Genomic DNA, 23,522 nt, shown 5'->3' with positions numbered 1-23,522 from the left:
GGAAGCCCGACGGACGGGGGACGTGACCGGACAGCTGGGCACAGACCCGTACGGTTCACAACTGCACTGTTTGCCCGAGCGACACCTTCTTCAGCAGCTCCTCGGTGATGCGCTCCTCCCCGCTCAGGATCGCTCCTTGTGCCGCCTGGCAGATCAGGTGGGACAGCGTGCGCATATAGCCGCGGCTGCGCCTGTGCAGGTACGGGGCCAGCGCGGTCAGGTCACCGCGCTCGTGCCGGAACAGCCGTAGGTCTGCGTCGAACAGGTCGACGATGGAAACGAAGGATGCCATCTCCTCGTCGCTGTAGCCGATCCGGCTGGTGCGCAGGACCACGCTGTCGCCCCACGGCGTCTCGTCCTGCTCGAGTGGGGTGTCGTTGTCGCGGGTCTGCGGGTCGACGATCGGGTGCGCGTTGCGGCCGCAGTAGATGAACGTCGCACCGGTCTCCTCGCTGATGACATCCAGGTACTGGAACGCCTGCTCGATTTCGGTGCGGGTGCGGAGCCGCTCGATGGAGTCGACGACGACCAGCAGGGTGCGGGCGTTGCGCATCGTACGGATCACCGAAGCCGTCGGGTCGCCGCCCTCGCGTTCCTGCCCCAGAAAGCGGGCGAACGCGCCGGCCCAGTTGCGTACGTTCCCGCGACCCGGTGGCGGCACGGTCAACGCGACGACCGGAATCCGGTTCTCGTCCGGCCCGTACAGCCGACTCAGCCGCCGATGCCAGTACACGGCGATCGCGTCCAGGAGCGTCGACTTCCCCGTGCCGCGCGGTCCCTCGATAACGATCGCGATCTTTCCTCCGATCCGCTGCCGGTTCGCTTTGATCGGCTCGGCCGTCACCGGGATCCCTTTGCGGATCGCAGGCGTGCGCACAGTCCGCATGTGCGCGGAGTACAGCAGCCGCCGATCGTTGTCGGTGACCTTCGTGCCCATCGGGGCGCAGTCCGCGAGCTCCGGGACTTCATCGAGCCTGTCGGCCCGAGCGCGCCAGGCATGGCAGTCCTGAGGCCACATCGGGACCGGCGGTGCCAGGAGCATCTTCTCCGGCACCGTCGGGTTGCTGAGCGCCAGCCATTCCTCGCGGGTCAGTTCCGCCATCTGCGTGTGCTCCCTCAAAACTCTGTGCCGTTGTCTGCCGCAGCTCGTGAGCCGGCTGCAGCAAGCCGATGTCGCGCGGGTGCTCACGACTCGGCGTCGTCGTCGCGCTGCCGCTGGGCAAACTCCGTCAGAGTCCGCTGGTAACGGGCATCGAAGTCATCACCTCCGGCAGCGACGGGTGGATCTGCCGGCCCGGTCGAGTCCCGCTCCCAGGCAGCCCAGGCAGGGTCCGGTGGCTGCGGCGGCTGCGACCAGTCGATACCGGCGTCACCCGGAGCAGGGCCGGGGGAGTACAAGCCGAGATCGTCCAGCGCCAGCGGGTCGTCCGCAGACGACGCGGCGTGGGCGGCGGCCAAGAGGTCCGCCATGTCGTGCCCGGCATAGGGGTCGAACTCGTGGCCGGGACCGGGTGCCGGCAGTGGGGCGTATCCGTCGGGCACGGTCACCGTCCCGGACCGGTCCGGGCCGCGGGAAGCGCGGTCCAGCAGTTCCGCCAGTACCTGCGCGATCGCCTCATCGTCTTTGAGTTCGCCGCCCCGCTCAAGGTGCTGTGATGCAGCGATGTCCCAAAGGAATTGCGTGAACGGGGCCCCGACCACGTGCTGGTGCACCCACACCGCCTCCACCCAGATGTTGGTGCGGTGGTCCCGCAGCCACACCCGGGACAGGTCGTTGGGGGAGTACCGCAGCTCCCAGCCGTTTTGCTTCCTGCCCTGCAACCCCGAAGGCACCCGCCGGTAGGGGTTCAGTCCCTCCTTCGGGTCGCGAGCGGGGTGGTCATAGGTGCGGTTCTTGAACCGGATGCCCTGCTCGCTCACGCCCACCCACGCCGTCGGCAGCAGCCGCAGATAGTCCTCCCGGTTCAGTGGGATCGGCAGGTAGCCCTCGACCGCGACGCACGCCGCGTACATCTGGTTCGGCGACAGCTCCGGCATGTATGGGTCGTACGGGTCGTCGAACTCCGGATGCGGCTTGTTCTGCCACTCCAGCGCGATCCATTGCTGCAGCATGTCGTCGAGTTCGGCCAGCGTCCACAACTGCTCACTGTCCACAGTCCTGCGGACCCGGTACGGCTGGTTCCCGGTGTAGGTGTTCACGTGCTGGCTGAACATCGACTTGATCGACAAGAACGTGCGCTCGATGATCGCCTTGTCAGATCCGGTCCTTTTACGGGCCGGACGGATCGAGATCCCCAGGTACTCGCAGGCATCGCGGAACGCGTTTCCCACGAAGACCTTGCCGTGGTCGATCACCACCAGGTCCGGGATGATCACCGGCCGTGCCGCGGCCTGCGCGAACCGTGGATCGACCGCCACCAGCTCCTCGTACGGCAGGTCTGAAGAGCTGGCGTGGACGGCCATGTCGAACCCGGGCCGCATCGGCGCCGGCACCAGAGCCTGGGCCAGGACCTCGCACGCGTCCACCGCCTTCGTCGCCCGCCCGCGGGCACGCCTGCCCGTGATCAGGCCACCCTGGGCCGCCTTTCGGTCCTCGCCGCGCTGCTGCGGCTGCTTGGGCCGCAGCACCGCGGCGATGATGCTGCGCGTGGCCACACACACCGCAGCGGTCAGTTCGGCCCGTGCCGGCTGACCGTCGTCGCCCAGGACCCACACGTCCAGATCGGTCGAATCGATCTGCACCAGCTCGCCGGGCATGGTGGCTCTCGTCACCGAGAAAGGCGGCACCGCCCCGCCGGCCGACCGCGGCAGGCCCGGTACGCAGGAGCCGGCAAGGTCGCGGGCCTCGATACCCAGACGCTGCAGCAGCTTGTACAACGTCGGCTCGGCCGGCAGCTTCACCCCCTGTCCGTGCGTGGCCCGCACCACCCGGCGCAACTGCTTGAACAACTTCCTGGCGTCGCTGGGCGCGTCCAGCTGCTGACGCTGCCGATCAACCAACGTCAGCAACTGATCGACCACCCGCGGATCGGTCAGCCCGTGCGGCCGGCGCGCCTTGATACTGCGCCCGTCCACCAACACCAGGGCCGTTCGCTCCTTGCAGTACTTCAACCGCTTGGCCTGCACCGTCTGCCAGGACACCGACCATCCCAGCAGCGCGTTGAACTCCGCGGCCTTGGCCTGGTAGCGCTCGATCAGCGTCGTGCTCTGCGGGTCGTAGGCCGGCCTCGGACGCGTTCCCGGCGGCGCCCCCGGCAGCAGCCCGGTCTCGACCTCAATGATCGCCCGTTCCCAGCGCCGCGCGGCCTCCGCCGCGTGCGCCGGGATGCCCTCCATCATCGCGAAATCCGGGAGTTCCGCCTGCAGCAGCGGCCGTCCACGGGAATCGAGCACAGTGAAGTCCAATGCGGCAGCCAGCAACGACAACAGCACCACCACCGGCGTGGCGCCGCTGGCGGAGGAGGGCTCCAGAAAGACCCGCACGCCGTCGACACCAGCGACGACGTACTCTCCGCCACGCCAACGCACCTGGTCCCCGCGCGCCAGCACTCCACGAGGCGCTGTCCGCACCGTCAGCGCCGCCCGCTCGTTCGCCTCGTCCCCGGTCACCGGCGCTCCACGGAAAGCGGGGCCCGCAGCGCTTCCGGCTCGCCCTCACCCAGCGGACCTACCAGCGACTCCGGGCCCAGTGGGAGATTCCAGTCCACCCCCAGCCGCCGGTGCCACAGCATGTGATGCAGCCGCGGCAGGGCCAGCATCCGCGGTACCCCGCAGGTCTCCACGCCGTCCATCAAAGGCCGTGGTGCTGCGAACGCCCGTACCAGCGACGCCTCGACCTCCGCGTCACCAAAACGCGGATGCCTCCGCCGGGAGATCCACCGCAAGTTCGCCAGGGCCGTTGTCCCTGGCAGCCGCGGGGCTGCCGGCTGCCACCCCGCGTCCGCGCAGGCCTCGCGCAGGACCTGCAACTGTCGCTCGAAGCGCTCGCTCGGCCCCGTCTTCGGCGGGCAGAGGACGACTATCGTGGTCCCCGCCGCGGTACGGACGAAAAAATCCGGAACCATGCGGTACTCGCGGCCACGCTCCCGCCAGACCAGCTGCGCCGACCAGGCGCTGAAAGCGACCACCCCGGGGTGGAAGTCCAGCAGCATGGCGGTCGCGAGCCGATCCAGTGACCGGCAGCCCACATGACGCCGGGTGGTCGCCGCCCACCAATAGGTGACGATGCTGCGCTGGGTCGGATGCCGCGAGGGCTTCCATACCTCACGCAGCTCGGCGAGGGAAACCCCGGCGATCTGCTCCGCCGGCAGCGTACGCCGGATCCCGTTCGGACCCTGATACACGACCAGTAACTCCCGCGCCATGCAGACCCTCTTTCTGTCGACGGGCCGCACCGTCCGAAGGACGCCCTGCGAACCTCCTAGCACAACGCCTGTTCGCGGCAACGGTGACGGCGTCAGGTTCCGGACGACCTTGGACGAACCGCTGAACCAAGGAACGTGCCGTGGACGCCCAGCCGAGGCGCTGTGACGACCGCGCCAAGCGGGCGAAGCCGAGGTGATCACGACGCCAGCGCCGTTCTGGGCTTCGTCGCGACGTGACGGCAGTCTGGACAGGAGACCTGCAAGCGCCGTTGAGGACACCGGCTCCCGCGAAGGGTCGGCCCGCAGTCCGGCGGTATCCGTCAAAGCCCCCCGGCAAGGGGCAGCGGACGCTACGTCTTCACCGTGACCTCGATCCGCCTATGACCGAAGGTGACCTCCGCCAGTTCCGTCAGCGGGCTTCCAGCTCTTCGGCCCGCCGCTCGAGTTGCGCCGCGATGTCGTCCCAATCCGGGCCGTGCAGCCACAGGTTCTGCGCGGCCTCCCGCAGAAGCGCAGGCTCGTCCGGCCTCTGCAGGAGCACGAGCCGATAGGCGAGGTTGCGGATCCAGACCGGGAGCTGGCCGTCGACCAGGTTCGGGCTGAGCTCCCGAAGCATCGAGAGGATCGCGTCCGCATCAGCGAAGGTCAGTTCCTCGACGAAGTAGCGCTCGCGGTGCTCCTGACCGCATGCCGGTGTCGGACGGTATTCGTCTCCGTAAAGACAACGGGCGTGCTCGGTCAATGTGCTGTGCATGTGCTGCAGACTACGACGCCGTGATCCGCCGGGCAGGGCCTCATAGCCCGTGGAGTACGGCTGGCCCGTCGCGCCGCCGGTTCCAACGCTGTTTGGGGGGATCACCCGAAGACCACATACACAAGGGGCCGTCACTGTACTGGTGGGGGACTGCCATGAGCCGTTGAAGAAGACGTAGGTGTGTCCAGTCGCCCGAGCCCAAAGGCGATGGTCATTGTCTGCTCGGGCAGATCAGGGTTAAGGATGTAGACGGCCAGGGCGAAGCCGCCCCGCAGTGCCCTGGGCGGCCGTGCCCCAGGCACAGCCAGCCCCCGCGGGCCGGCGGCGGGACGCCACCAGTGGCGTCCACCGATGCTTCACGTCGCACCGTGCGAATCGTACGGGCCCTCGGCAAGCAACTGGTGAGGGCGGGCTGCGGAGCCGCTAATCGCAGTCCCGGCAGGCAGTTTGACCCGGCTTCGGGAACTGCGCCGTGAACTTCCTCTGGATGCAGAAGGGGCACCACCGATACGCGGCAGGCCAGGCGGCAGCGCAGCCGCATTGCCCATGCGGAAATTTCGGTTGCCAGCACATCTCGCAGGTCTCCGACACCGAGACCTCCTCGCCGCAGGTCTCGCAGAGCCTCCCTGAGAGGAATCGGCTCGTACTGCTGCCGGACCCGGGCGGATTGAACCGGCGCCAGGCCACCTGATCGACACCGAGCACCGCCACCAGGTAATTCTCGTCCAGCCACGCGGCCTGACCGTACAGATCCTCACTGGGATGCCCGTCGCAAAGGACGAGGTGGGTCCGGTCCACCTGGGCGCTGCCTCGGCTCCTCAACGCGGCACGGATCAGCGGGGTGGCCGCTTGGTCGGAACCGCGCTGGGGCGGCATCATGCCGTGGCGGGCCGCGAAGACAACTCTGCCTTCCGCGTCGAGAAGCACCACGAGACCGCTGCTGGGGAAGAACTCCGAGGCGCGCACACAACAGGCCTCCCGCGAGGCATGCGAGCTGCTAAGCAGTGCGACTACGTCGGCAGCCGTCGGCCCTGTTTTCCGCAGAGTGTCGGGAAGATGAGGCTCGGGGAGCAGGACACGGGCGGCGAAGGCATCGCACGCCTCTTCCTCCAGGGCTTTGGACTCGTTCCAACTCCAGTCGGACAGGGGAGCCCCCAGACCGGAGAGGGCTTTGGACTCGTTCCAACTCCAGTCGGACAGGGGAGCCCTCAGACCGTAGTCGGACTGCTGCAGATGGTGCCCCAGTTCGTGCAGGGCGGCGAATGCTTGCTCGCGCGGCGACGCCCCACCGACGTGTACGGAGGGAGGGAGGGTCTCGTTGTTGTACTCGCCGTCCACCGAGCAAGGTCCCCACCCGCTGTGCGGAGGATGCATCCATAGCTGGATCTCCGCCTTCCATGCGCGCAGCTCTACCAAAGTATTCGTCCGCAAGGCATCGAGTCGGCCCGGGTGACGCCGCTCCACTACGGCCAGTATCGCCTGCGCCTGCCCCGGCGCCACCGCGGAGAAATCCTGCCTCATCGCGCCTCCCTTACCCCTGGCCGGCCAGAAACGGCTTGAGGCGCGCATGCCGGTCCGGGGAACTGCCGTCGGGCTCCCGTGCGGGCAAGGCAAAATCGACGCCCCCAGTACGCCTCCGCCACGTTCTGACGTCGTACTGCGCGCCGAATCCGCTCGAACCCGCTCTCAGGCAGTCTTGGCTGTGCATCACCTCCGCCGCCACCGCCAGCACGTCCGTCCGGCCGCCCTTCGATCAACAATCCCAGCTCCTCCCTCACTTGCTGCACCGCAGATAAGCCTGAGAGCGTTCCAGCCCAGGAACTCATGAGCCGCAGCCCAGGGAATTAGGAGCAGGACCAGGGCGTACGCCACTGCAGACAGCCTGTCGACGATCTCCGCAGCGCACAGGGCGACATCGACCTGATCCCCCAGAAGGATGAATGCACGTTGCGCGTCCAGCCTTGTCCTCGCAGCCACCGCTGGCAGGCAGATCCACAAGGTCACAGTCCTTGGTAGCGATCTCGACAGGATCCACGTAGTCAGCCTGCTGTCACCCCGCGGTAGGGATCAGGCCGGGGAAACGCTGCAGCTCTTGGCATACAGCCGACCGATCAGCCGGAGGCTAGGGGGACCTAGATGCCTCTGCAGGAATCGACCGATCGGAGTCCGTCTGCTAGGGAAGCGGGGAGCCGGAGCGGCAGGGTGTGCAGACGAGGGGACTGCGTGGTCCATAGCGATGGATGGGGGCGGCACACAGCATGCATGGGCCGATCTCCCAGGGTGGACACTTCAGCTGGGTGGCAACCACTGAGCGCTCGCGAGGAGTCAGCCGGAGCTGAATGGGGCGGCTCGGCTGGCGGTGGGTGGCGTCGTGGGCCTCGTCGAAGGTGTGCAGGCCGATGGCTGAGGCCATCTCGCGCCGGGGACGAGGATCGCTGGTCCCGTGTCGCTCCTCACCGTAGCGGCAGGAACTGTCGAGGTCCTGCTCGGCGTAGGTGACCGGCTCGTCGTCCGGGCCGGACTCGGGCGGGCTGTCGCTCTCGCCGGTGAGCTCCTGCCACTGCCGTACATCTCGGGCGAGGGCCCACAGGTAAGAGATCCGCTTGGGGTCGTGCCGGTTTCGGGCGCGCACGGCGAGGTGTTCGCCGTCTGCGCTGGTGACGACGAGTTCGTCCAGGGAGGTGGCGCGTTCCTGTGGGATGCACAGGGCGGGCAGGAACCAGCCGCTGTGCCATCTGCCGCAGGCGTGCCCGGCTTCTGGGCAGGTGCGCTCGCTGACGGGGGTGCACTTCCAGATCTGCAGGTGCCGCACGCCGCCACGGATCATCATGGTCAGGGGGGAGGCAATGCGTTGCCAGGGCACGTTGTCCACTCGGGTCCAGGGCACTCGGTCGATCAGGGCGGAGGTCTCGTCCCCGGTCACCCACAGCGGAGCGATGTTGAGGGCTCTGGCGTTGGCGGAGCGGCGACGTACGGTGCTGGCGCTGACGGGGGAGTACTGCGCTTCCCATCCGACACTTCCGCCCGCTCCGGTCACCAGTACGTCGGTGATCACCTTGCCGTCTTCGGACCGGGCCTCGGTCTGCACCTGGAGCCCGTGCCGGGACGCGGTGCGAGCGATCCGCTCCTTCATCGCCTTGTGCTTCTCGCTCTCCTGTGGCGTAGCGACATGGGTGAGCGGCAGGTGGGCCGCCACCCACGCCACGGTGCCGCCGCGGCGCTGCCGGCGTACGAACATCCAAGGCGTCTTGTCAGCCAGTGCGCACTGGCATTGGCCGCCGTCGTAATCCCTCAGGCACTGCAGAAGATCCCGGGATCGTTGCCCGACTGACTGCGTGATTTCCTCGAGTAGCCCGGGCCGTTCCGGGTGGCCCAGATCATCGCGAGTCAGATTGATCTTTATGCCGTACTTGGTATGGAAAACCCCGTTGGCCATGCGATTGACCGTAAAGCGCCGCACGTGCGCGGGGAAGAGTGCCGGCGAGGCCGCGGCCGAATTCGTGTTGTGGTCCGCGCGCGAGGTCGCGTGATTCGGGCGACGGCAAAGTCCGGTCAGCGGATCAGTGGCGCCATTGCAGAGCAATGCGAGCGCTCGCTCCCCCCAGTCACTCCAGGCCGGGCGGCGGCAGTGTCGTGGCCGGGCGCCGCACCGTACGTCTGCCGCGGCGTACCTGGGATCCGACGGCGTCAGGGGCCCGGGGCGGTCCCGCAGGAAGGGGTAGGCCTTGGGCGGCGATTTCCTGACGCTGCTGGGCTGTTGACCGAAGGCTGAGCAGCTGTCGCGCGCTGGTGTCCTGAGAGGCCGGGATGATGCCGGGATAGACGTCGATGATGGATGCCGCTGTCTGCCAGTCCCGTTCGCCGGCATCGGCGCGCGGCATCAGGAGGGCTGCACCCTCGAAGGCAGAAAGCTCGGCGAAGAGCGAGAGGCGGTCGGGGGGAAGCTTCACCAGCCATCGCTTCATAGCGGCGGCCTGACGGGGACGGTCCTGGAACTGCCTGCCCAGCCGACGCAGTCGCTTGGCGAACTGGCGGGCCAGCGCCCGGCTGATGACCCCGGCGATGGCATGGGCCTGAGTGAGCTCCACGTCGGTCAGGAACGCGTTGAGGTCGCCGGATGCCGGCCTGTTCTCGGAGCCCACGGGGCCTTCCTTCGAGGTGCTGGTAGTTCTCCGGCCGTCCGGACTTGCCCCGGGTGTGCGACGGTTCTCGGTGGGGCGGCGAGCTTGGCTCGTACGTGAACCCGCGCCGGACGGCCCCTGGCGTTAGATCTGCTCATACAGCGCACCGTCATGCCAGTAGAAATCGGCGTCGACTTCTTGGGCTCCCACCGTGAGCGACTCCCCGCGATGGGACGCCGTCTCGCTGGCCGTTCCCGCGGAATCGCAGGGCTCGGGGACCGCGGCGGCGTGATCCGTGACGGCCAAGCAGGCCTGGCACGCATCGGTGAGGCGCCAAATGCGGCCGCCGGCGCTGCAGCTCAGGAGCAGGAGGATCGTCCCGTCGCAGCCGCGGTGGCGCGGATGCCAGCGGCAGCCGAGTTCGCCGCACCGGCAGGTCCGCAGATGGCCAGGGAGCGGTTCGGCTCGGGCATGTTCGGCCAGATGGTTCAGGACAACTGCCCGCGTTGCAGCGGGCCCCGGATTGACGGGGACGCGGCTACAAAGCGGGCAAGCCAAGGTCTGTCCGCCAGGGCCGGGTCGGACCTCGAGTGTCCAGGTGCGCCTGACCGTGCGGAAGACCGTGCCGTGCCCCATGACGAGCTGCCCTCCCTGCGTGGTGGTGAGTGGTTATGCCGACCCCCGCGAGGCTGGGGGAGTACCGGTGGCGGCACCGTAGTGCAGACCTCTGCCCTGCTGCTCTCGGTCTGGCGAGGGCAAATAGGGCAGAGGTCTGCACTGACAGGGCAGGGTTCTGCACCGTGCGATAGAGCGGTGACGATCACTCCGCCGCCTGACCCGAACTTCGACGCGCTCCGTCAGGAGCTGTCACGACTGCGGGCCGGTCGCGGCTGGACCTACGACGAGCTCGCTGGGCGAACCGGCCTGTCGCGCCGTACATTGATCGAGATCGAACAGGGCCGCACGATCGGCACCCTGGCCACCTGGCACGCTCTTGCCCACGCTCTCGGCGCCCCGCTCGACCAGCTCTTCGGCACTCTCTGCGCCGGCCACGAACCCCCCGCCCGGCCCGCCCCCTGACGGCCCCGGGCAAGGCTCAAGGACCCGGCTGTCGGGAGGTGAGACGCCACCCGAACGGCGACCAACAGCGAACACATACACGAAATGGCGAACTCCAGCACGACTGATGCGGCCACGAAGGTGACCACGGCGGCCTGGTCAGCCCAGTTGCCGTGTGTCGGCCGTCATCGTCTGCGGTCATGCGCTCAACGAACAACTCCTTCGCTGACGACGGCTTTGCCTGGGACGGCAGCCGCAAGAACTACCGGGCCCGCCGGGCGCTGCGCATCGACGAGGACAGCCCGAGTCGGCTGCTGCGGTCCGCGCAGGTCGGCCGGTGCGACGTCTGCGGGAACCGTGTGGAGTGGTACCAGCGCCCGGGCAGCACTCCGGTCCCGCTGCATCCCGACGAACTGTCTGCCAGCACCGTCCCTGCGGGGGAGCGCTGGCACGTGTCCTCCGGCGCTGCGCACGCTGGTCATGACGGGAGCGCTTGGTGCCGGGTTCGGCATCACGCCGTGTGCCCGGCAGGCCCGGCTGGCAACCGGAGCCCGCTGCTGGCGGAGATGCGCCGGGCGCTGGGTTTGACCTCTCGCCGGTTGCAGGACGCCGGTTTGTTCATGCCTCGTCCTGACCAGGAGTCCGTCCTACCTGTTCTGCCTTGCCGGCCGGTTCGGCCGGTGGTGTGCCTGCTCTACACCCGCTTCCTTCCCCCCGGGTCTCTTGAGGACCTTCGGTGTGTGGCCCATACCCGCACGCGCCGGCGCTGCGGCCTACCGGTCCAGGATCCGGGTGCCCTGCCAGGTACGTGGCGCTTGGAGCCGGTGGATCCGCTCCTTGGCCCCGGCGGCGGCCGCCTGCCGATCGTGCAGGAGGTGATGGCGGTCTACGACCTGACCGGACTGCCGTATGCCGAGCAACTGCGCTGGCACAAGCAGCGCTGCTCCACGCACGCCGGCAATGACGAGGCCGCGGATCATGCGCGGACCGAGTGGGAGCCCTTCAACCCAGTCCGCCATCGCCCCTACATCCGCGACCGGCTTCCTGATCCCTAACCCGCGCCCGGGCAGGAACCGCTGCCTTCGCCTGAGGGTGCGGCCACCGGCATACCGGTGCGATCGACGCTGCTGCTCCGGCAGCCGTCACAGCTGAGCTCGAGCACCGGCAGCAAGCCGATTCCGGCGCCCACGTAAAGGCGGCGACGGACCTGGTCTCCAAGCTTGTTCGCGCCGCGGTCCCTGCGGAGCCGGTGGTGGTGCACTACGTGGCGATCGTGTGGGACCTGGCTGCGCTGCGTCGGCACGCGGCCGCACGCCCGGAGGGTTTGCCGTCGATGCCGATGCGCGGCTTCCTCACCGACGACGACACCTGACCAACCTCGCGTGGCTCAGCCGCGCTCTCACGGATCGATGAAGCTCAAGGATGCTGAAGCCCACTGACGAACAGATCGCGGCCGTCGATGCCTTTGCCACCGGGGACCACTTGGTGATTCAGGCCGGTGCCGGCACTGGCAAGACCACCACCCTCACCCAGCTTGCGACCAGCACCTCACGCCGGGGCTTGTATGTGGCGTTCAACCGGTCCATCGCCCAGGACGCCGCCGGCCGCTTCCCTGGCACGGTGCTGTGCAAGACCGCCCACGCCTTGGCCTACGCCGCTATCGGTCACCGCTACCGTGCCCGCCTGAACGGCCCCCGCGTGCCCGGGAGGCACATCGCGGACGCGCTCGGCATCACCAAGCCCATGCGCATCGGCAACTACGCCGTGTGGCCCGCGACGCTGGCCTCCACGGCCCAGCGCACCGTCACCAGGTTCTGCCAGTCCGCTGACCCCGTCATCGGCCACCACCATGTGCCCCCGCTTCGCGGCCTGGCCGCAAGCCTGCACGCCGAACTTGCCCGCCGCATCCTGCCCTACGCCCGCGCCGCGTGGGCCGACCTGCAGCACCCCGAGTCCGGCGCGGTCCGCTTCGAACACGACCACTACCTGAAAATCTGGGCCCTGTCCGACCCGAAACTCCACACCGACTTCGTGCTCCTGGACGAAGCACAGGACACCAACCCCGTACTCGAGCAGGTCCTGCTGGCCCAGCGAGGCCACGCCCAGCTGGTCATGGTCGGCGACTCGGCGCAGGCCATCTACGGCTGGCGTGGTGCGACGGACGTCATGACCGGCTTCGACGGCACCGCCCTGTCCCTGACCCAGTCCTTCCGCTTCGGCCCCATCCTCGCGCTGGAGGCCAACCGGTGGCTGGCGATCGCCGGCGCCCCGATCCGCCTGGAAGGCACCGACACCATCCCGACCGAGGTCGGCGCGGTGACAAGGCCGGATGCGGTGCTGTGCCGCAGCAACATCGGAGCCATGGCCCAGATTTTCCGCTTCCTCGCCAAGGGCCGCAGGGTCGCTCTGGTCGGGGGAGGCCAGGCCCTGCGTGCTCTGGCGCTGGCCGCTCGGGAATTGCAGGACGGGCGCCGCACTTCCCATCCGGAGCTGGTGCTGTTCACCTCCTGGGGCCAGCTGCAGGAATACGCCGAACACGACCCGGCCGGCAGTGACCTGCAGCCCCTGGTCGACCTCGTCGACCACCACGGCACCGACGCCGTCCTGGCCGCAGTGGGCCGCCTCGTCCACGAGCAGGACGCACAGGTGACGATCTCCACCGCACACAAAGCCAAGGGCCGCGAATGGCCCCAGGTCGAGATCGCCGACGACTTCTACCCGCCCAAGGACAGCGACGAAAAGGACGAGCACGGAAACGCCCTGCCCGGCCCGATCGATGACGCCGACGCACGTCTCGCCTACGTCGCCGTCACCCGCGCACGCACCCGTCTCGACCTCGGCGGCCTGGAATGGATCAACGAACACCCCGACGGAAACCCACCGGCGTCACACCCCTGGCCAACCGACGACCTGGTCACCGCTGCGGGCTGAGTCCTGATCGCCTGCCGGTATGCCGCGCGCGAGGGCCTCAGCGGAGGTCTTGGGGGTGCCAGCCCGCGGGGAGTTTGGGGAGGCCGATGAGGGCGTCGATGTCCAGGTGTTCTTTGAGGAGGGCTTTGAGGCCGCGGCCGTCGATGAGTTCCATGCGGCCGGTGCGTTGGGCGAAGTCTTTGCTGGCGGTGCCGAACCAGGAGGTGGTGACGAGGATGCCTTTGGCGGCTGCTTTGTCGTGCATGACGCCGGCCAGGGCGCGGACGGCTTCGGCGGGGACGACGTTCTTGTAGCGTTTGGCCTGGATGATGCACAGGCCGCCGATGATGGGGTCTTCGTTGGTGGCGACCGCGTCGATGCCGTCGTCGCGGGAGGCCTGGGTGACCCAGGCTTTGAGCCCGATGGCCTCGAACAGGCGGCGTACCAGGTGCTCGAACTCGGTGGGGTCGAGGGCGACCAGGTCGGGGCGGCTGTCGAGACCGGCGACGATGTCGATCTCGTCGATGAACGTGTACTTACTCAGGTCGAAGGTGACGACGGGCCGGACGGGTTCGAGGTCGTAGGGGTGTTGGGAGACGATCGCGTTCAGGTGGCGCAGGCACAGCACCGGGTCGAGTTCGGGCTCGTCCAGGACGAGTTCGTCGAAGGTGCTGCGTTCGGTGCGGACGCTGACCAGGCACGGGCGCACGCTTTTTCCGGTGGCCCGGTCTTTGGCCTGCACGTGCCCATTGAATGCCACCGAGGCCACCACGGAGGGCGGGGTCACGGCGAGGACCTCGTCCACGGCGCGGAGCGCGAGGCGGGCGACGAGCTGCTTGTACAGCTCCTTGGCCTCGGCTTCCTTCCGCGGCTGCGGAACCACAGCCGGCGGATCGGCCGCCTTGTACCGGTAGCCGACCGCGGACGGGATCACGTCCTGCCCGGGCAGGTCCACATCCACCATCAACTCACGTGACTCTGGCGCATACGCCAGCCGCCACGCCTGGCGCAGCCCTGCCGGATACCCGCACCCGGCCAGCACGCCCTCCACTGCTTCCACGAACGCCGTCGCCCCGCCAGCCAACGCCCGCTCCACCGCCCCACGGTGATCACGCAGGTCGGGGGAGCGGTCCACAAGCACCCTGCTCAGCGCCGCCTCGCGCGCCTGCACCTCGCCGGTCCGCTCCACCGCCTCGGCCTTCAACTGCTCGACCCCCTCCAGTTTGGCCAGCCGAGCCGCCTGCTGCACGCGTCGCGCCCGCTCCTTCTCCTTCTGCTCGGCCTCCTTCTCCTGCGCCGCCTGCCGACGCGCCAGATCCCGCTCGACCTGCTCCACCTTCCGCTTACGCTCCGCCTCCTGCTGCTTCTTCTCCCGCTGCGCCGCCACCCACCGCTGCGCCTGCTCCCGCTCCTGCTTGGCCGCTTCCCGCTCCTTGCGCAGGCGCTCCTGCTCCGCGGCCCGGGCCCGGCGAGCCTCCTGCTGCTGCAGGCGCTTTTCCTCGGCGGCCTTGGCCTTCTTCGCTTCCTGGTAGGCCTGCAACAGCTGAGCGGTCAAGGACTTCTTGCGAGCCACGGCGCCCCCCTCAGACCCGTCGTGTCACCTGCTGGAAAGCCATGCCCGTCCCACAAGGGCAACAATCCCCGCATCGCACTGGTCGATGGCCGTAACGATTGAGCGTTGCTGGTGGTCGGCCGGTTTTCCGAGCGTGTGAGACAGGCTGCAGCTGGCGTTGTCATACCTCGCGCCGCCGTTGAATCGGCAAGAGGACGTGCCCGCCGCATGGCCGACAACACGGATCGCCCGCCAGACACGCGGCAGTTCGGCCTGCTTCAGCGCTTTTCCGTAGCGCGGATGCTGGCTTCAAGCGCCGCCATCAGATCTACGGCAGGCGTCGGCTCTTCGGGTTCCTCCAGCCCGGCTCCGGTCATCTTCGCGGCCAGCAGTTGCTCGAGCGCCGCTGCGTACTCGTCGTGGAGTTCGGCGATGTCGACTCCGGTGAGCTGGTCCATTAGCAGCTCGGCGAGCTCCAGCTCCCGCTCGGTCACCGGCGCGGGGCTGGAGAGGTCGTCCGGCTCGCGGATCTCCTGCGGCCACAGCAGCGTGTGCAGCACGAGCATGCCCCGTCGTGGCCTCAGTACCGCCAGCCGCTCCCGGGTGCGCAAGGTGACCTTGGCGACGGCGACCGTTCCGTGCCGGGCGAGCGCTTCCACCAGGAGGGCATACGGTCGCTGTCCCTGCTCGCCGGAGGCCCCGATCCAGTAGGGCTTGGCATAGAGCAGCGGATCGACGTCGCGCTCGTCGACGAAGCCGAGGACGTCGACGGTGCGCTTCGTCGGAAGGGGGAGCGCGTCAAGGTCCTCATCGAGGAGCACGACGGTGCGGCCGTCAGGCCGCTCCCAGCCACGCGCGATCTCGGACTGCGGAACCTCCACATCTTCGCGCTCACAGACCCTGCGGTGCCTGATGCGGGCGCCGTCGCTCGCGTGGACCTGGTGGAACCCTGTGCCGTGCTCCTCGGTCGCGGAGTAGAGATGGACCGGGATGGTGACCAGGCCAAAGCTCACGTAGCCGGTCCAGATCGCGCGCATACCGACAGCGTGCAAGCCGGGGCAGTTCGCCGCGCGGCCTGCTACTCCGGGCCGGTGACAGCGATTTTGCGCCGAATGCGGCTTACCGGAAGAGGTCGATCACCCTCCGGATTAAGCTCCCGCACAGCATCGGCCGCCGTGTCGACCAGCGAACGCAGGAGCGCTGACCATGCCCAAGACCCGCCTGAAGTGCCGCAACGCTTCTTCGGCTGCGGCGGTCGTGGCCGCCGGGACCGAGCCAGGCGACCGGCAGCACACCGTCCGGCAGGACGGCCGCCACGTCGTCATCGCCTATGCCGACACGCGCTGGCCCTTCGACGTCGCCGAGTGGGCCGCCCTGGAAGGGCACGCCAGCGACAAAGCCGCCGCTCGGGTCATGGCCAGCCTGTGAACCAGCGCGATTGACACCGTCGTGAACGAGGTAGAAACGGGACGCGGCTTCGCCCACCTCCACCTTGGGCGGAGCCGCACCACCTCCCGGGTGATCAGCAGCGAACCGTACGAGCAGCCGCGGGCCCTTCCCCTCGCCGCCCGGGAGCGCGTCGTCCGCGGGTGTGGTGCGCGGCCCCGGCGCGGGGCGGCGGCAGATCGCGTCCGGGTTCACCCATCGTGCGCCAGTACACGACGGGGAAGCCGTCGCCTCCCAGAAACGTCACCTTCCGCAGCACCAGCTTCGGGGGAGCGTTCGCACCGGTAGCTAGATCATCGGTCGGCCAGGGAAATGACCGCTGGAATGCTCCGTCGGAACGGCCATCGATCCACGTCAGGCCCATTGAGGGCGAGGCGACAGCGTGGTTACGGGTCCGGGCATCCAGATGCCATCCACGATGAGCATCGTTCCCCTGCGGAACCGCGGGTCACGGAGACAGCGCCGGCGAGCGTCCCGCCGGCGCTGCTCGACACGCTACGTAGTGCTCGGGCCCAGGGTGGTCCCAACCGAAGTGGCCCTCCAGGCGGCCTGGGCTGGTACAGGCGGATGTGGTGCCCTGTACAACGTGCAGATGCAGGGCCGCTCGGGCGGTGGTTGCCAGGCATCAGGAGAACTGCCACGGCGCATGGCCTGTGTACCCCGCTTGTTCCCCTTGCTTTCTAGGGGGAAAGTCGACGGGTGGCCGGGGTCAGAAGCCGCAGCCCTTGGTGGAGCCGTTGTTCGGCAGGAGGGAGTCCTTCACCCATCCGTAGGTCCCGTCGTGCCGGTTGTACAGGTAGGTCCAGCTCTCCCAGTTCGGGTCCCAGGTGTAGCAGTAGTAGTCCAGGCTGTCCCTGTTGTCGGCCCAGCCCTTGACGCCGCAGCCGGTGCTGGAGCCGCTGCGCATGTTCGCGGAGACGCCGGCCGTCATGCTGACGATGGTGGTGTCGAGGTTCGGACCGGTCTTGCCGCAGGAGGCGTTCGCGGACGCGGTTCCCGCGGTTCCGGCCACCAGCGCGGCCGGCAGGGCGAGCACGCCGACTGCCAGTGCTGCCAGCTTTGCCCGTCGTATCGTTCGCATGTCCCATCCTTGTCTGCCCCACCCCTGGGTGGCGGGCGCGCGAGGTTCCTCCAAAACGGGGCCCGGGGGCTGGGCCCCGGGGGCGACCGGCTCTGTGCAGGCTGCCGACAGAGAGTCTGTTGTGCGACGGATCAAGGAGCCATGCCTTTCAGGTCTGGTCAAAAGACCCAGGTCCAGGCCAGGATCGGTCGGCATGATGCGCTTAGAGTTCACCGCGGCAGACCTGCGCAACCTCACTGTCACCGCGCCCCGGGCGCTGGAGGAGACCGCGTTCAGCGTCCGGCGTCTGCGGATCGGACCAGTCGGCGTCCAACGCATTCGGCCGGGTTTGGCCCAGTGGCATCGGCGTCATCGCACCCGTGCCGCAGCGCGGGCTGGGATCCTTCTCGACCTGGTCCCGCGCGAAGGGTTTCTTCCCGACTTCCTGTTGCCGCTGGCCGACGATCTCGTTACCGGTGTTGACCTGGCTGCGCAGACGCCCGCTGAGCAACTGGCAGCGGACATCGACCAACTGCCCGCTGCCGTGCGTACTCAACGTCGGCTGCGGGATCTGGCGGAGGGCACATCCCATGCGCGTCAGGGTCTGGCCAGGGATCTAAGGCGCTACTTCGACTCCTGCCTGGTCGACGTGTGGCCGCAGATCCAAGCCCATGGCGCCGCCGACCGAGCGCTGCGGGCAGAGACTCTCCTACGCGGCGGCATCGACGGCCTGCTTGCCACCCTCGGGGATCGCTGGCGCTGGGAGCCGCCGTTCCTGCATATCCCCTGGTCCGGCCTGAACGACGTCGAGGTACCCCTGTGCGGACGGGGCCTGATACTGGTGCCCTCGTACTTCGGAGGTCCGGCGCTGATGTACCGGCCCGAGGATCCCACCGTGCTGATCTACCCCATGCATGCCGGAGAAGCAGCTACCCGGAGCGCGGACACGCTAGGTCCCCTCCTGGGCCGTACCCGCGCGGCGGTACTTGCCGCCGTACGTCAGCCCGCCAACACCACGACCATTGCTGAACGCGCATGTGTCTCCCTGCCGTCAGCGAGCCAGCACGCCACCGTTTTGCGCAATGCTGGCCTGCTCACCACCACCCGTACCGGCAGTGCCGTCCTGCATGCGCTCAGTCCCCTCGGAGAAGCCCTCCTGCGCAGCGACAGCGCCGCGTACTGAGTGTCTCCCGCACCACGCATCGAACGACGCTGGACGCACAGGTCACCGCCCCTGTGCCGGAACTGATGTGGCGACGGTTCCCTCTGTACCGCCCCGCCCGACGCTACTCACCGACCGGATCCTGCGCCGCGAAAGGCGCCTGGAGCCCTCGCCGTGACGCGTAGTCCGTTTACCGGTACGTGGGATGGAGTGACGATGACGTAAGCAACGGCTGCCACGAACATCCCGGGGTGCCGACCAGGGCGACGCCGGCGACGACGTGCAGGGTCTGGCGGATCGACGTTCTGCCGGACCGCACGGCTGGCACGCTCGAAGCGTGGCTGCGCGAGCACCCGGGCGTCGAAGTCGTGTGTCGTGACGGCTCCACGACCTATGCCGAGGCCATCCGCCGCGCCCTGCCCGACGCGGTGCAGGTCGCCGACAGGTGGCATCTGTGGCACAACCTGTGCGAAGCCGCCCTCAGCGAGGTGAAGGCGCACAGCAGCTGCTGGGCCACCGTACTGGACACACCCATCTACGACGGGCCACGCGCCCAAACCACCCTTCAACGCTGGCACCAGATCCACGACCTGCTCGACCAGGGCGTGGGCTTCCTCGAATGCGCCCGCCGGCTGCAGCTGGCCCTGAACACCATCAAACGCTACGCACGAGCCGACCGGCCCGAGCGGATGCTCCGTGTCCCCAAATACCGCGCCGGCCTCGTCGACCCCTACCGCGAATCGACAAGATCAGCGCGTTCCACACCAAGCGGGATGACGCGTCACTCGATTCATCGGACACGGCTTAGCTGTTGTAGGCGTCGTCATCGGCATATGCGTCGGCTACTGCCCTCAGCAGCTCTGGACCGACCGTCTGCAGGTTCTGCGCTGACCGTCCCCGGCGGCCTGTACCTGGTGGGACCCCGGCTCAGCGGCGCCGTCAGCCTCACCCCGCCGAGCAGCTGTCGGATTGCCGGTGCGCGGTAGCCAGATGAGGAATGCCGCCCCATTGCTGGGCGTGCTGTTGGCGCTGATGGTCCCGTCGTGGGCCTCGACGAGCTGGCGCACGATCGACAAGCCCAGTCCGCTGCCGCCAGTCTGTTTGCTGCGCGACGGGTCCGCTCGCCAGAAGCGTTCGAAGACGTAGGGCAGGTCCTCGGCCGCGATACCGCTACCGGTGTCCTCCACGGAGATGGCGGCCAGATCGCCGGCGTGCCGGGCGGTGAGTGTGACACTACCTCCGGCGGGCGTGTAGCGAAGAGCGTTGGAGACGAGGTTCCCCAGCACTTGGCGCAGCCTGACCGGGTCGGCGTCCAGCCAGAGGCCGGCCGCCACCTGCGCGTGCAGACGGATGCCCGAACTCTCCGCGCGTGCGCTGTGGGCCGCGACCGTCTGGGCGACGAGTTCGTCCACAGGGAGCGGTTCGCGGCGCAGTTTCAGGGTCCCGGCGTCAGCCGCGGCGAGATCGCTCAGATCGTCGATGATGCGCTGCAGGAGCAGCGCCTCGTCGTGCAGGGCGGCGAGGAGCTCCGGATCGGGATCCAGCAGACCGTCCCGGGTGACCTCCAGCCAGCCGCGGATGTTCGTCAGCGGGGTCCGCAACTCATGGGCGATGTCGCTGACCATGGCCTTACGCTGGGTCTCCAGTTGCTCGCGGCGCGCGGTGAGGTCGTTGAACGCGGCCGCCAGGTACCCGGTCTCGTCCTTGGTGGTGACGGCAACACGCGCATGCTGCCCCACGGGCTGCTGGGCTGCGACTGTCAGGGCACGCAGCGGGCGGACGAGACGGATCGCCACCATGGTGGTCGTGGCGACGGTGACGGCCAGCACCAGCCCCGTCACGCCGAGAATCTTGGCCTTGTTCGTGGGGGACAGGTTGAACCCCTCGGACCTCTGGTCCAGGCTTCCCAGGAAGAGTCTGGCCCTGGGGGCGACGTACGGGTCCAGCTGTGTGCGACGCGCGGTCTCCACGCAGTTCTGTGTCTGCTGGTCGATGCCGAATCGGCGCATCGCTTCCACCGGCTCCGCGCCGGGAACCAGGTCGGCTGACTTGATCGACAGGTAGTGGCGCCCGTCGACGGGGCAGGGCCTGGCAAGAGTGGTGAGTTCGTCCAGCGCCTGCTGCTCGGTGGCAGAAGGGCGGTCGTACGCCTCGTCGAAGCAATCAGCCGACACGGGCAGCTGTCCTTCGTCAGCGATGGCCATCGTGCGGCCGCTGGGCAGTTGGCGAAGCCGGCCTTCGACGAAATTCCGGTGCATGCAGGACAGTCGCCTCTTAGCGGCCGCCTTCAGCTGTGTCCGCTCGGTCGCGGGGAGCCGGAAGGGTCCAGCCGCCCGCGGGTCGATTCCGGCGAGCTGGGCCCCTCGTTCGGTGTACGTATCGGTGGTCAGCGGGTCGACGGTGGCCGAGGCGCGGGCGGGCAGAGGCGTGCCCGGGGCGGCCGAGTCGGCGATGACGCGTCCGCCCTCGGTCGTCAGGGCGACGCGCCGTCCCACGGCTCGGGAGAGCGTGTCCACCGAGGAGTGGACGCCATCCCATCCGGCGTGCGTCGCGGCGTAGCCGCTGAGCTGCCGCAGGACGTCGGTGTCATCGGAGAGCACCTGCCCGCGGTCCTCCTGGATGGCCCGGGTGGTGATCTGGACGGCCAGCCACGCGGTGGCACCCACGGAGACGACGGCGATGGCGACAGAGGTGAGCAGGAGCCGAACCAGCAGGCTCTTGCGCCAGGGTATGCGGGGACTGGCCGTCACGACGTCCGCGCGGTGAGCTTGTAGCCGATGCCGAAGACCGTCAGCAGTCGCACGGGTCTGCGCGGGTCCGGCTCGATCTTCTTGCGCAGGTTCATGATGTGGACGTCGACGGCCCGTTCGGTGGTGGCGTGGCCTTGGGTGAGCTGCAGCAGCTGACGGCGCGAGAAGACCCGGTCGGGTTCCGCGGCCATGGCGTGGAGGATGTCGAATTCCCCGGGGGTGCAGGGGACCAGTACCTCGTCGCAGGTGACCTCGTGCCGGGCCCGGTTGACGGTGATACCGCCCACCCGGAGCACGGGGCTCTCCTCGGCGGAGCGGAGGGTGCGGCGCAGCACTGTGCGGATGCGTGCCAGCAACTCCCGGGGGCTGTACGGCTTGGTCATGTAGTCGTCCGCACCCAATTCCAGGCCGAGCAGCAGGTCGTCCTCGGTGGAGCGGGCAGTGAGCATGAGGACGGGGATGTCCCCGTCCTGACGCAGCAACCGGCACACGTCGAGCCCGTCCATCTTTGGCAGCATCAGGTCCAGGACGACCAGGTCGGGTCTGCGGCCCTTCGCCTCGTCGATCGCGGCGCGTCCGTCGTGGACCACGACGGGGGTGTGGCCCTCCTGCAACAGCAGGCGGCGTATCAACTCGGCCTGCATGGGGTCGTCCTCGGCGATCAGAATATGTGCGCACACGCCGCCGACCCTAAACGAGCGCAGCCGCTGTCCAGGAAGGCGTGAGGCGCTTCTCTCACCCTGACAACTTCCTCATATCGGCACGTCACGATGGGTCCGCTCCCTCAAGCACTCGCGGCTTGCCAGGCCGTCGCTGCTCTATACGACGGCGACGTCAGGCCAGGCTGGTCGCCCCCTGACAACGCACTCGCACTTTTCGGCGTGGTCTTGTCGACAGCGCCGTCGGGGCACCCGCAACCGCTGGTGGCTCACACCACCCGAGGCGGATGGCGGAGGAACCGTGCAACTCATCCGTATGACGTGCGTTCCGAGCTCGGCGGGTGTTGGAGGCGCTGGCCAAGTGCGCGGGACCGGGATGGGCTGCGCCGTGGCGTTGAGGCCGACGCTGTCGAGCTCGCCCGGTACTTCCCCCGAAGGGAACCTAACCCAGGCGTGGCAGACGCGGATGGAGCCGGTGGACGCCCTGCGCTCAGCATCCCGAGCGAAGCAAGCGCACGAGAGAGTTGTGCACAAGTTAATTGCAGGCTATGTTTCTTATGCCTGCAGTGCCCGATGGCGCGGCAGCCGAACCCCTCTCATCATGTCCGTCAGGAAGGGCCTCACATGAACGCCAATGCGACCCCGCGCCCCGCTCAGACCAAGCCCACCGTCGTGCTGGTGCACGGCGCGTTCGCGGACTCCTCCAGTTGGAACGGCGTCATCACGCACTTGAAGCAGGCCGGATATCCGGTTGTCGCGGCCGCCAACCCACTGCGGAGTTTGGCCGGTGACGCCGCTTACGTCGCGAGCGTGATCAAGGGCGTGGAAGGCCCCGTGGTCCTGGCGGGGCACTCGTACGGCGGCGCCGTGATCAGCGAAGCGGCCGCCGGAGAGACCAAGGTCAAGGCGCTGGTGTACGTCGCCGCGTTCATCCCCGACAAGGGCGAGAGCGCCCTGGAGCTGTCGAACAAGTACCCAGGGAGCACCCTCGGCCCAAACCTCGACGCGCTGCCGTTCCCCCTGACCGACGGCGAGGTGCCCTTCCCCCTGACCAACGCCGGGGCCGGCACCGACCTGTACATAAAGGGCGAGGCCTTCCATGACCAGTTCGCCGCCGACGTGCCGCAGGACGTGACTGACCTGATGGCGGCCACCCAGCGCCCCATCGCCGCGGTGGCCCTGGAGGAGGAAGCCATCGCGGCCGCGTGGCGGGCGATCCCCTCCTGGAGCCTGGTCGCCACCGCGGACCGCAACATCCCCCCGGCCGCACAGCGCTTCATGTCCGAACGTGCCCAGGCCCACACCGTCGAGGTCGACGCCTCCCACGCCGTCTCCGTTTCCCAGCCGGAAGCGGTCGCACGCTTGATTGAACAGGCCGCCGAGAACGCCCGCTGAAGGGCGTCACCGTCACACAGGCGCCCAACGGCGGGTGCACCACCTGGTGCCGGGACGGCATCTGCCGCCGCACCGATGTCGTCTGTATCGTCCGACCGCAGTCTCGTGACCCCTGTGCGCACAACGCTGTCTCGAACGTGCGCAGAGGGCGGACCGCGACGCCGTGCTAAGCGGTGCGCGGTCCTCACAACTTCCTTAAAAGCGTGATCCACAGTGGTGTTCGGCGTCCTTCGCCGGTGTGACCGGAGTTCGTGGATCCCACTGCTCTCGCCGGCAGCGGGACGTTCACC

Annotated in this window: 18 protein-coding genes and 1 pseudogene; 7 read left to right on the top strand and 12 right to left on the bottom strand. The window is 68.5% G+C overall.

Annotated features, from left to right (window positions below; genetic code table 11):
* Positions 1-55: 55 nt before the first annotated feature.
* The 7 genes from PV410_RS24680 to PV410_RS24650 all read right to left on the bottom strand — a co-directional run bounded on the left by PV410_RS24680 (position 56) and on the right by PV410_RS24650 (position 9,260).
* The gene (locus PV410_RS24680; RefSeq protein WP_319665859.1) at positions 56-1,102 is read right to left on the bottom strand and encodes an ATP-binding protein; all 1,047 of its coding nucleotides are present in this window, start codon (positions 1,100-1,102) and stop codon (positions 56-58) included.
* An 83-nt stretch (positions 1,103-1,185) separates the two neighbouring features.
* Positions 1,186-3,609 (bottom strand): transposase, encoded by a 2,424-nt coding sequence (locus PV410_RS24675; RefSeq protein ID WP_500327757.1) that lies wholly within the window; start codon positions 3,607-3,609, stop codon positions 1,186-1,188.
* Positions 3,606-4,364 carry a TnsA-like heteromeric transposase endonuclease subunit gene (locus PV410_RS24670; RefSeq protein ID WP_500327756.1) on the bottom strand — a complete coding sequence of 253 codons (759 nt, stop codon included), beginning with the start codon at positions 4,362-4,364 and terminating at the stop codon, positions 3,606-3,608. The genes PV410_RS24675 and PV410_RS24670 overlap by 4 nt, the downstream gene beginning before the upstream one ends.
* A 409-nt stretch (positions 4,365-4,773) precedes the next feature.
* A complete protein-coding gene (locus PV410_RS24665; RefSeq protein WP_089229411.1) occupies positions 4,774-5,118 on the bottom strand; it encodes a hypothetical protein in 345 nt (114 codons plus the stop codon).
* A 423-nt stretch (positions 5,119-5,541) separates the two neighbouring features.
* On the bottom strand, positions 5,542-6,639 hold the full coding sequence (locus PV410_RS24660) for an ImmA/IrrE family metallo-endopeptidase (RefSeq protein ID WP_500327755.1): 1,098 nt from the start codon (positions 6,637-6,639) through the stop codon (positions 5,542-5,544).
* Positions 6,640-7,291: 652 nt separating this feature from the next.
* The gene (locus PV410_RS24655) at positions 7,292-8,554 is read right to left on the bottom strand and encodes a competence protein CoiA family protein (protein ID WP_500327754.1); all 1,263 of its coding nucleotides are present in this window, start codon (positions 8,552-8,554) and stop codon (positions 7,292-7,294) included.
* A gap of 169 nt (positions 8,555-8,723) precedes the next feature.
* Positions 8,724-9,260 (bottom strand): hypothetical protein, encoded by a 537-nt coding sequence (locus tag PV410_RS24650; protein ID WP_500327752.1) that lies wholly within the window; start codon positions 9,258-9,260, stop codon positions 8,724-8,726.
* A gap of 792 nt (positions 9,261-10,052) precedes the next feature.
* Here PV410_RS24650 and PV410_RS24645 point away from each other — a divergent pair.
* The 3 genes from PV410_RS24645 to PV410_RS24635 all read left to right on the top strand — a co-directional run bounded on the left by PV410_RS24645 (position 10,053) and on the right by PV410_RS24635 (position 13,229).
* Positions 10,053-10,319, top strand: a complete 267-nt coding sequence (locus PV410_RS24645; RefSeq protein WP_500327751.1) for a helix-turn-helix transcriptional regulator — start codon at positions 10,053-10,055, stop codon at positions 10,317-10,319.
* A gap of 179 nt (positions 10,320-10,498) precedes the next feature.
* Positions 10,499-11,353 (top strand): DUF6083 domain-containing protein, encoded by an 855-nt coding sequence (locus PV410_RS24640; protein ID WP_500327750.1) that lies wholly within the window; start codon positions 10,499-10,501, stop codon positions 11,351-11,353.
* A gap of 367 nt (positions 11,354-11,720) precedes the next feature.
* Positions 11,721-13,229 carry a UvrD-helicase domain-containing protein gene (locus tag PV410_RS24635; RefSeq protein ID WP_500327748.1) on the top strand — a complete coding sequence of 503 codons (1,509 nt, stop codon included), beginning with the start codon at positions 11,721-11,723 and terminating at the stop codon, positions 13,227-13,229.
* Positions 13,230-13,266: 37 nt separating this feature from the next.
* Here PV410_RS24635 and PV410_RS24630 read toward each other — a convergent pair whose 3' ends face one another.
* A complete protein-coding gene (locus PV410_RS24630) occupies positions 13,267-14,781 on the bottom strand; it encodes a restriction endonuclease (RefSeq protein WP_500327747.1) in 1,515 nt (504 codons plus the stop codon).
* A 257-nt stretch (positions 14,782-15,038) separates the two neighbouring features.
* Entirely contained in the window at positions 15,039-15,797 is a 759-nt protein-coding gene (gene ku / locus PV410_RS24625) for a non-homologous end joining protein Ku (RefSeq protein ID WP_500327746.1), read from the bottom strand.
* A gap of 169 nt (positions 15,798-15,966) precedes the next feature.
* Here ku and PV410_RS24620 point away from each other — a divergent pair, with 169 nt between their 5' ends.
* Positions 15,967-16,188: a hypothetical protein gene (locus PV410_RS24620; protein ID WP_500327745.1), complete on the top strand. Its 222-nt coding sequence runs from the start codon at positions 15,967-15,969 to the stop codon at positions 16,186-16,188.
* A gap of 727 nt (positions 16,189-16,915) precedes the next feature.
* Here PV410_RS24620 and PV410_RS24615 read toward each other — a convergent pair.
* Positions 16,916-17,287 carry a hypothetical protein gene (locus tag PV410_RS24615; RefSeq protein WP_026251280.1) on the bottom strand — a complete coding sequence of 124 codons (372 nt, stop codon included), beginning with the start codon at positions 17,285-17,287 and terminating at the stop codon, positions 16,916-16,918.
* A gap of 193 nt (positions 17,288-17,480) precedes the next feature.
* Here PV410_RS24615 and PV410_RS24610 point away from each other — a divergent pair, with 193 nt between their 5' ends.
* Complete coding sequence (locus tag PV410_RS24610) at positions 17,481-18,449, top strand: ArsR/SmtB family transcription factor (RefSeq protein WP_500327743.1); 969 nt, start codon at positions 17,481-17,483, stop codon at positions 18,447-18,449.
* A 272-nt stretch (positions 18,450-18,721) separates the two neighbouring features.
* Positions 18,722-19,189, top strand: a pseudogene (locus PV410_RS24605) (transposase); the annotation flags it as partial.
* Between the two features lie 90 nt (positions 19,190-19,279).
* On the opposite strand, the gene PV410_RS24600 reads toward PV410_RS24605, so the two are convergent.
* Together PV410_RS24600 and PV410_RS24595 are read right to left on the bottom strand one after the other, a co-directional pair.
* Positions 19,280-21,178: a sensor histidine kinase gene (locus tag PV410_RS24600; RefSeq protein ID WP_500327742.1), complete on the bottom strand. Its 1,899-nt coding sequence runs from the start codon at positions 21,176-21,178 to the stop codon at positions 19,280-19,282.
* Positions 21,175-21,858: a response regulator gene (locus tag PV410_RS24595; protein ID WP_500327741.1), complete on the bottom strand. Its 684-nt coding sequence runs from the start codon at positions 21,856-21,858 to the stop codon at positions 21,175-21,177. Before PV410_RS24595 ends, PV410_RS24600 begins: the two co-directional genes overlap by 4 nt.
* 603 nt (positions 21,859-22,461) lie before the next feature.
* Between PV410_RS24595 and PV410_RS24590 the strand changes: the two genes are divergently transcribed.
* The gene (locus tag PV410_RS24590; protein ID WP_500327740.1) at positions 22,462-23,232 is read left to right on the top strand and encodes an alpha/beta fold hydrolase; all 771 of its coding nucleotides are present in this window, start codon (positions 22,462-22,464) and stop codon (positions 23,230-23,232) included.
* Positions 23,233-23,522: the final 290 nt, after the last annotated feature.

Source organism: Streptomyces sp. PA03-5A (assembly GCF_033792725.1).
Classification (GTDB): domain Bacteria; phylum Actinomycetota; class Actinomycetes; order Streptomycetales; family Streptomycetaceae; genus Actinacidiphila.
Note: the sequence above shows the minus strand (reverse complement) of the source record. Positions and strands in the feature narration are given on the sequence as shown.

Bases quoted from the DNA above. Each gene is read 5' to 3' on its own strand.
- PV410_RS24680 (WP_319665859.1), bottom strand. From the start codon at position 1,102: ATGGCGGAACTGACCCGCGAGGAATGGCTGGCGCTCAGCAACCCGACG.
- PV410_RS24670 (WP_500327756.1), bottom strand. From the start codon at position 4,364: ATGGCGCGGGAGTTACTGGTCGTGTATCAGGGTCCGAACGGGATCCGG.
- PV410_RS24665 (WP_089229411.1), bottom strand. From the start codon at position 5,118: ATGCACAGCACATTGACCGAGCACGCCCGTTGTCTTTACGGAGACGAA.
- PV410_RS24660 (WP_500327755.1), bottom strand. From the start codon at position 6,639: ATGAGGCAGGATTTCTCCGCGGTGGCGCCGGGGCAGGCGCAGGCGATA.
- PV410_RS24655 (WP_500327754.1), bottom strand. From the start codon at position 8,554: ATGGCCAACGGGGTTTTCCATACCAAGTACGGCATAAAGATCAATCTG.
- PV410_RS24640 (WP_500327750.1), top strand. From the start codon at position 10,499: ATGCGCTCAACGAACAACTCCTTCGCTGACGACGGCTTTGCCTGGGAC.
- PV410_RS24635 (WP_500327748.1), top strand. From the start codon at position 11,721: ATGCTGAAGCCCACTGACGAACAGATCGCGGCCGTCGATGCCTTTGCC.
- ku (WP_500327746.1), bottom strand. From the start codon at position 15,797: ATGCGCGCGATCTGGACCGGCTACGTGAGCTTTGGCCTGGTCACCATC.
- PV410_RS24620 (WP_500327745.1), top strand. From the start codon at position 15,967: ATGCCCAAGACCCGCCTGAAGTGCCGCAACGCTTCTTCGGCTGCGGCG.
- PV410_RS24615 (WP_026251280.1), bottom strand. From the start codon at position 17,287: ATGCGAACGATACGACGGGCAAAGCTGGCAGCACTGGCAGTCGGCGTG.
- PV410_RS24610 (WP_500327743.1), top strand. From the start codon at position 17,481: ATGATGCGCTTAGAGTTCACCGCGGCAGACCTGCGCAACCTCACTGTC.
- PV410_RS24590 (WP_500327740.1), top strand. From the start codon at position 22,462: ATGAACGCCAATGCGACCCCGCGCCCCGCTCAGACCAAGCCCACCGTC.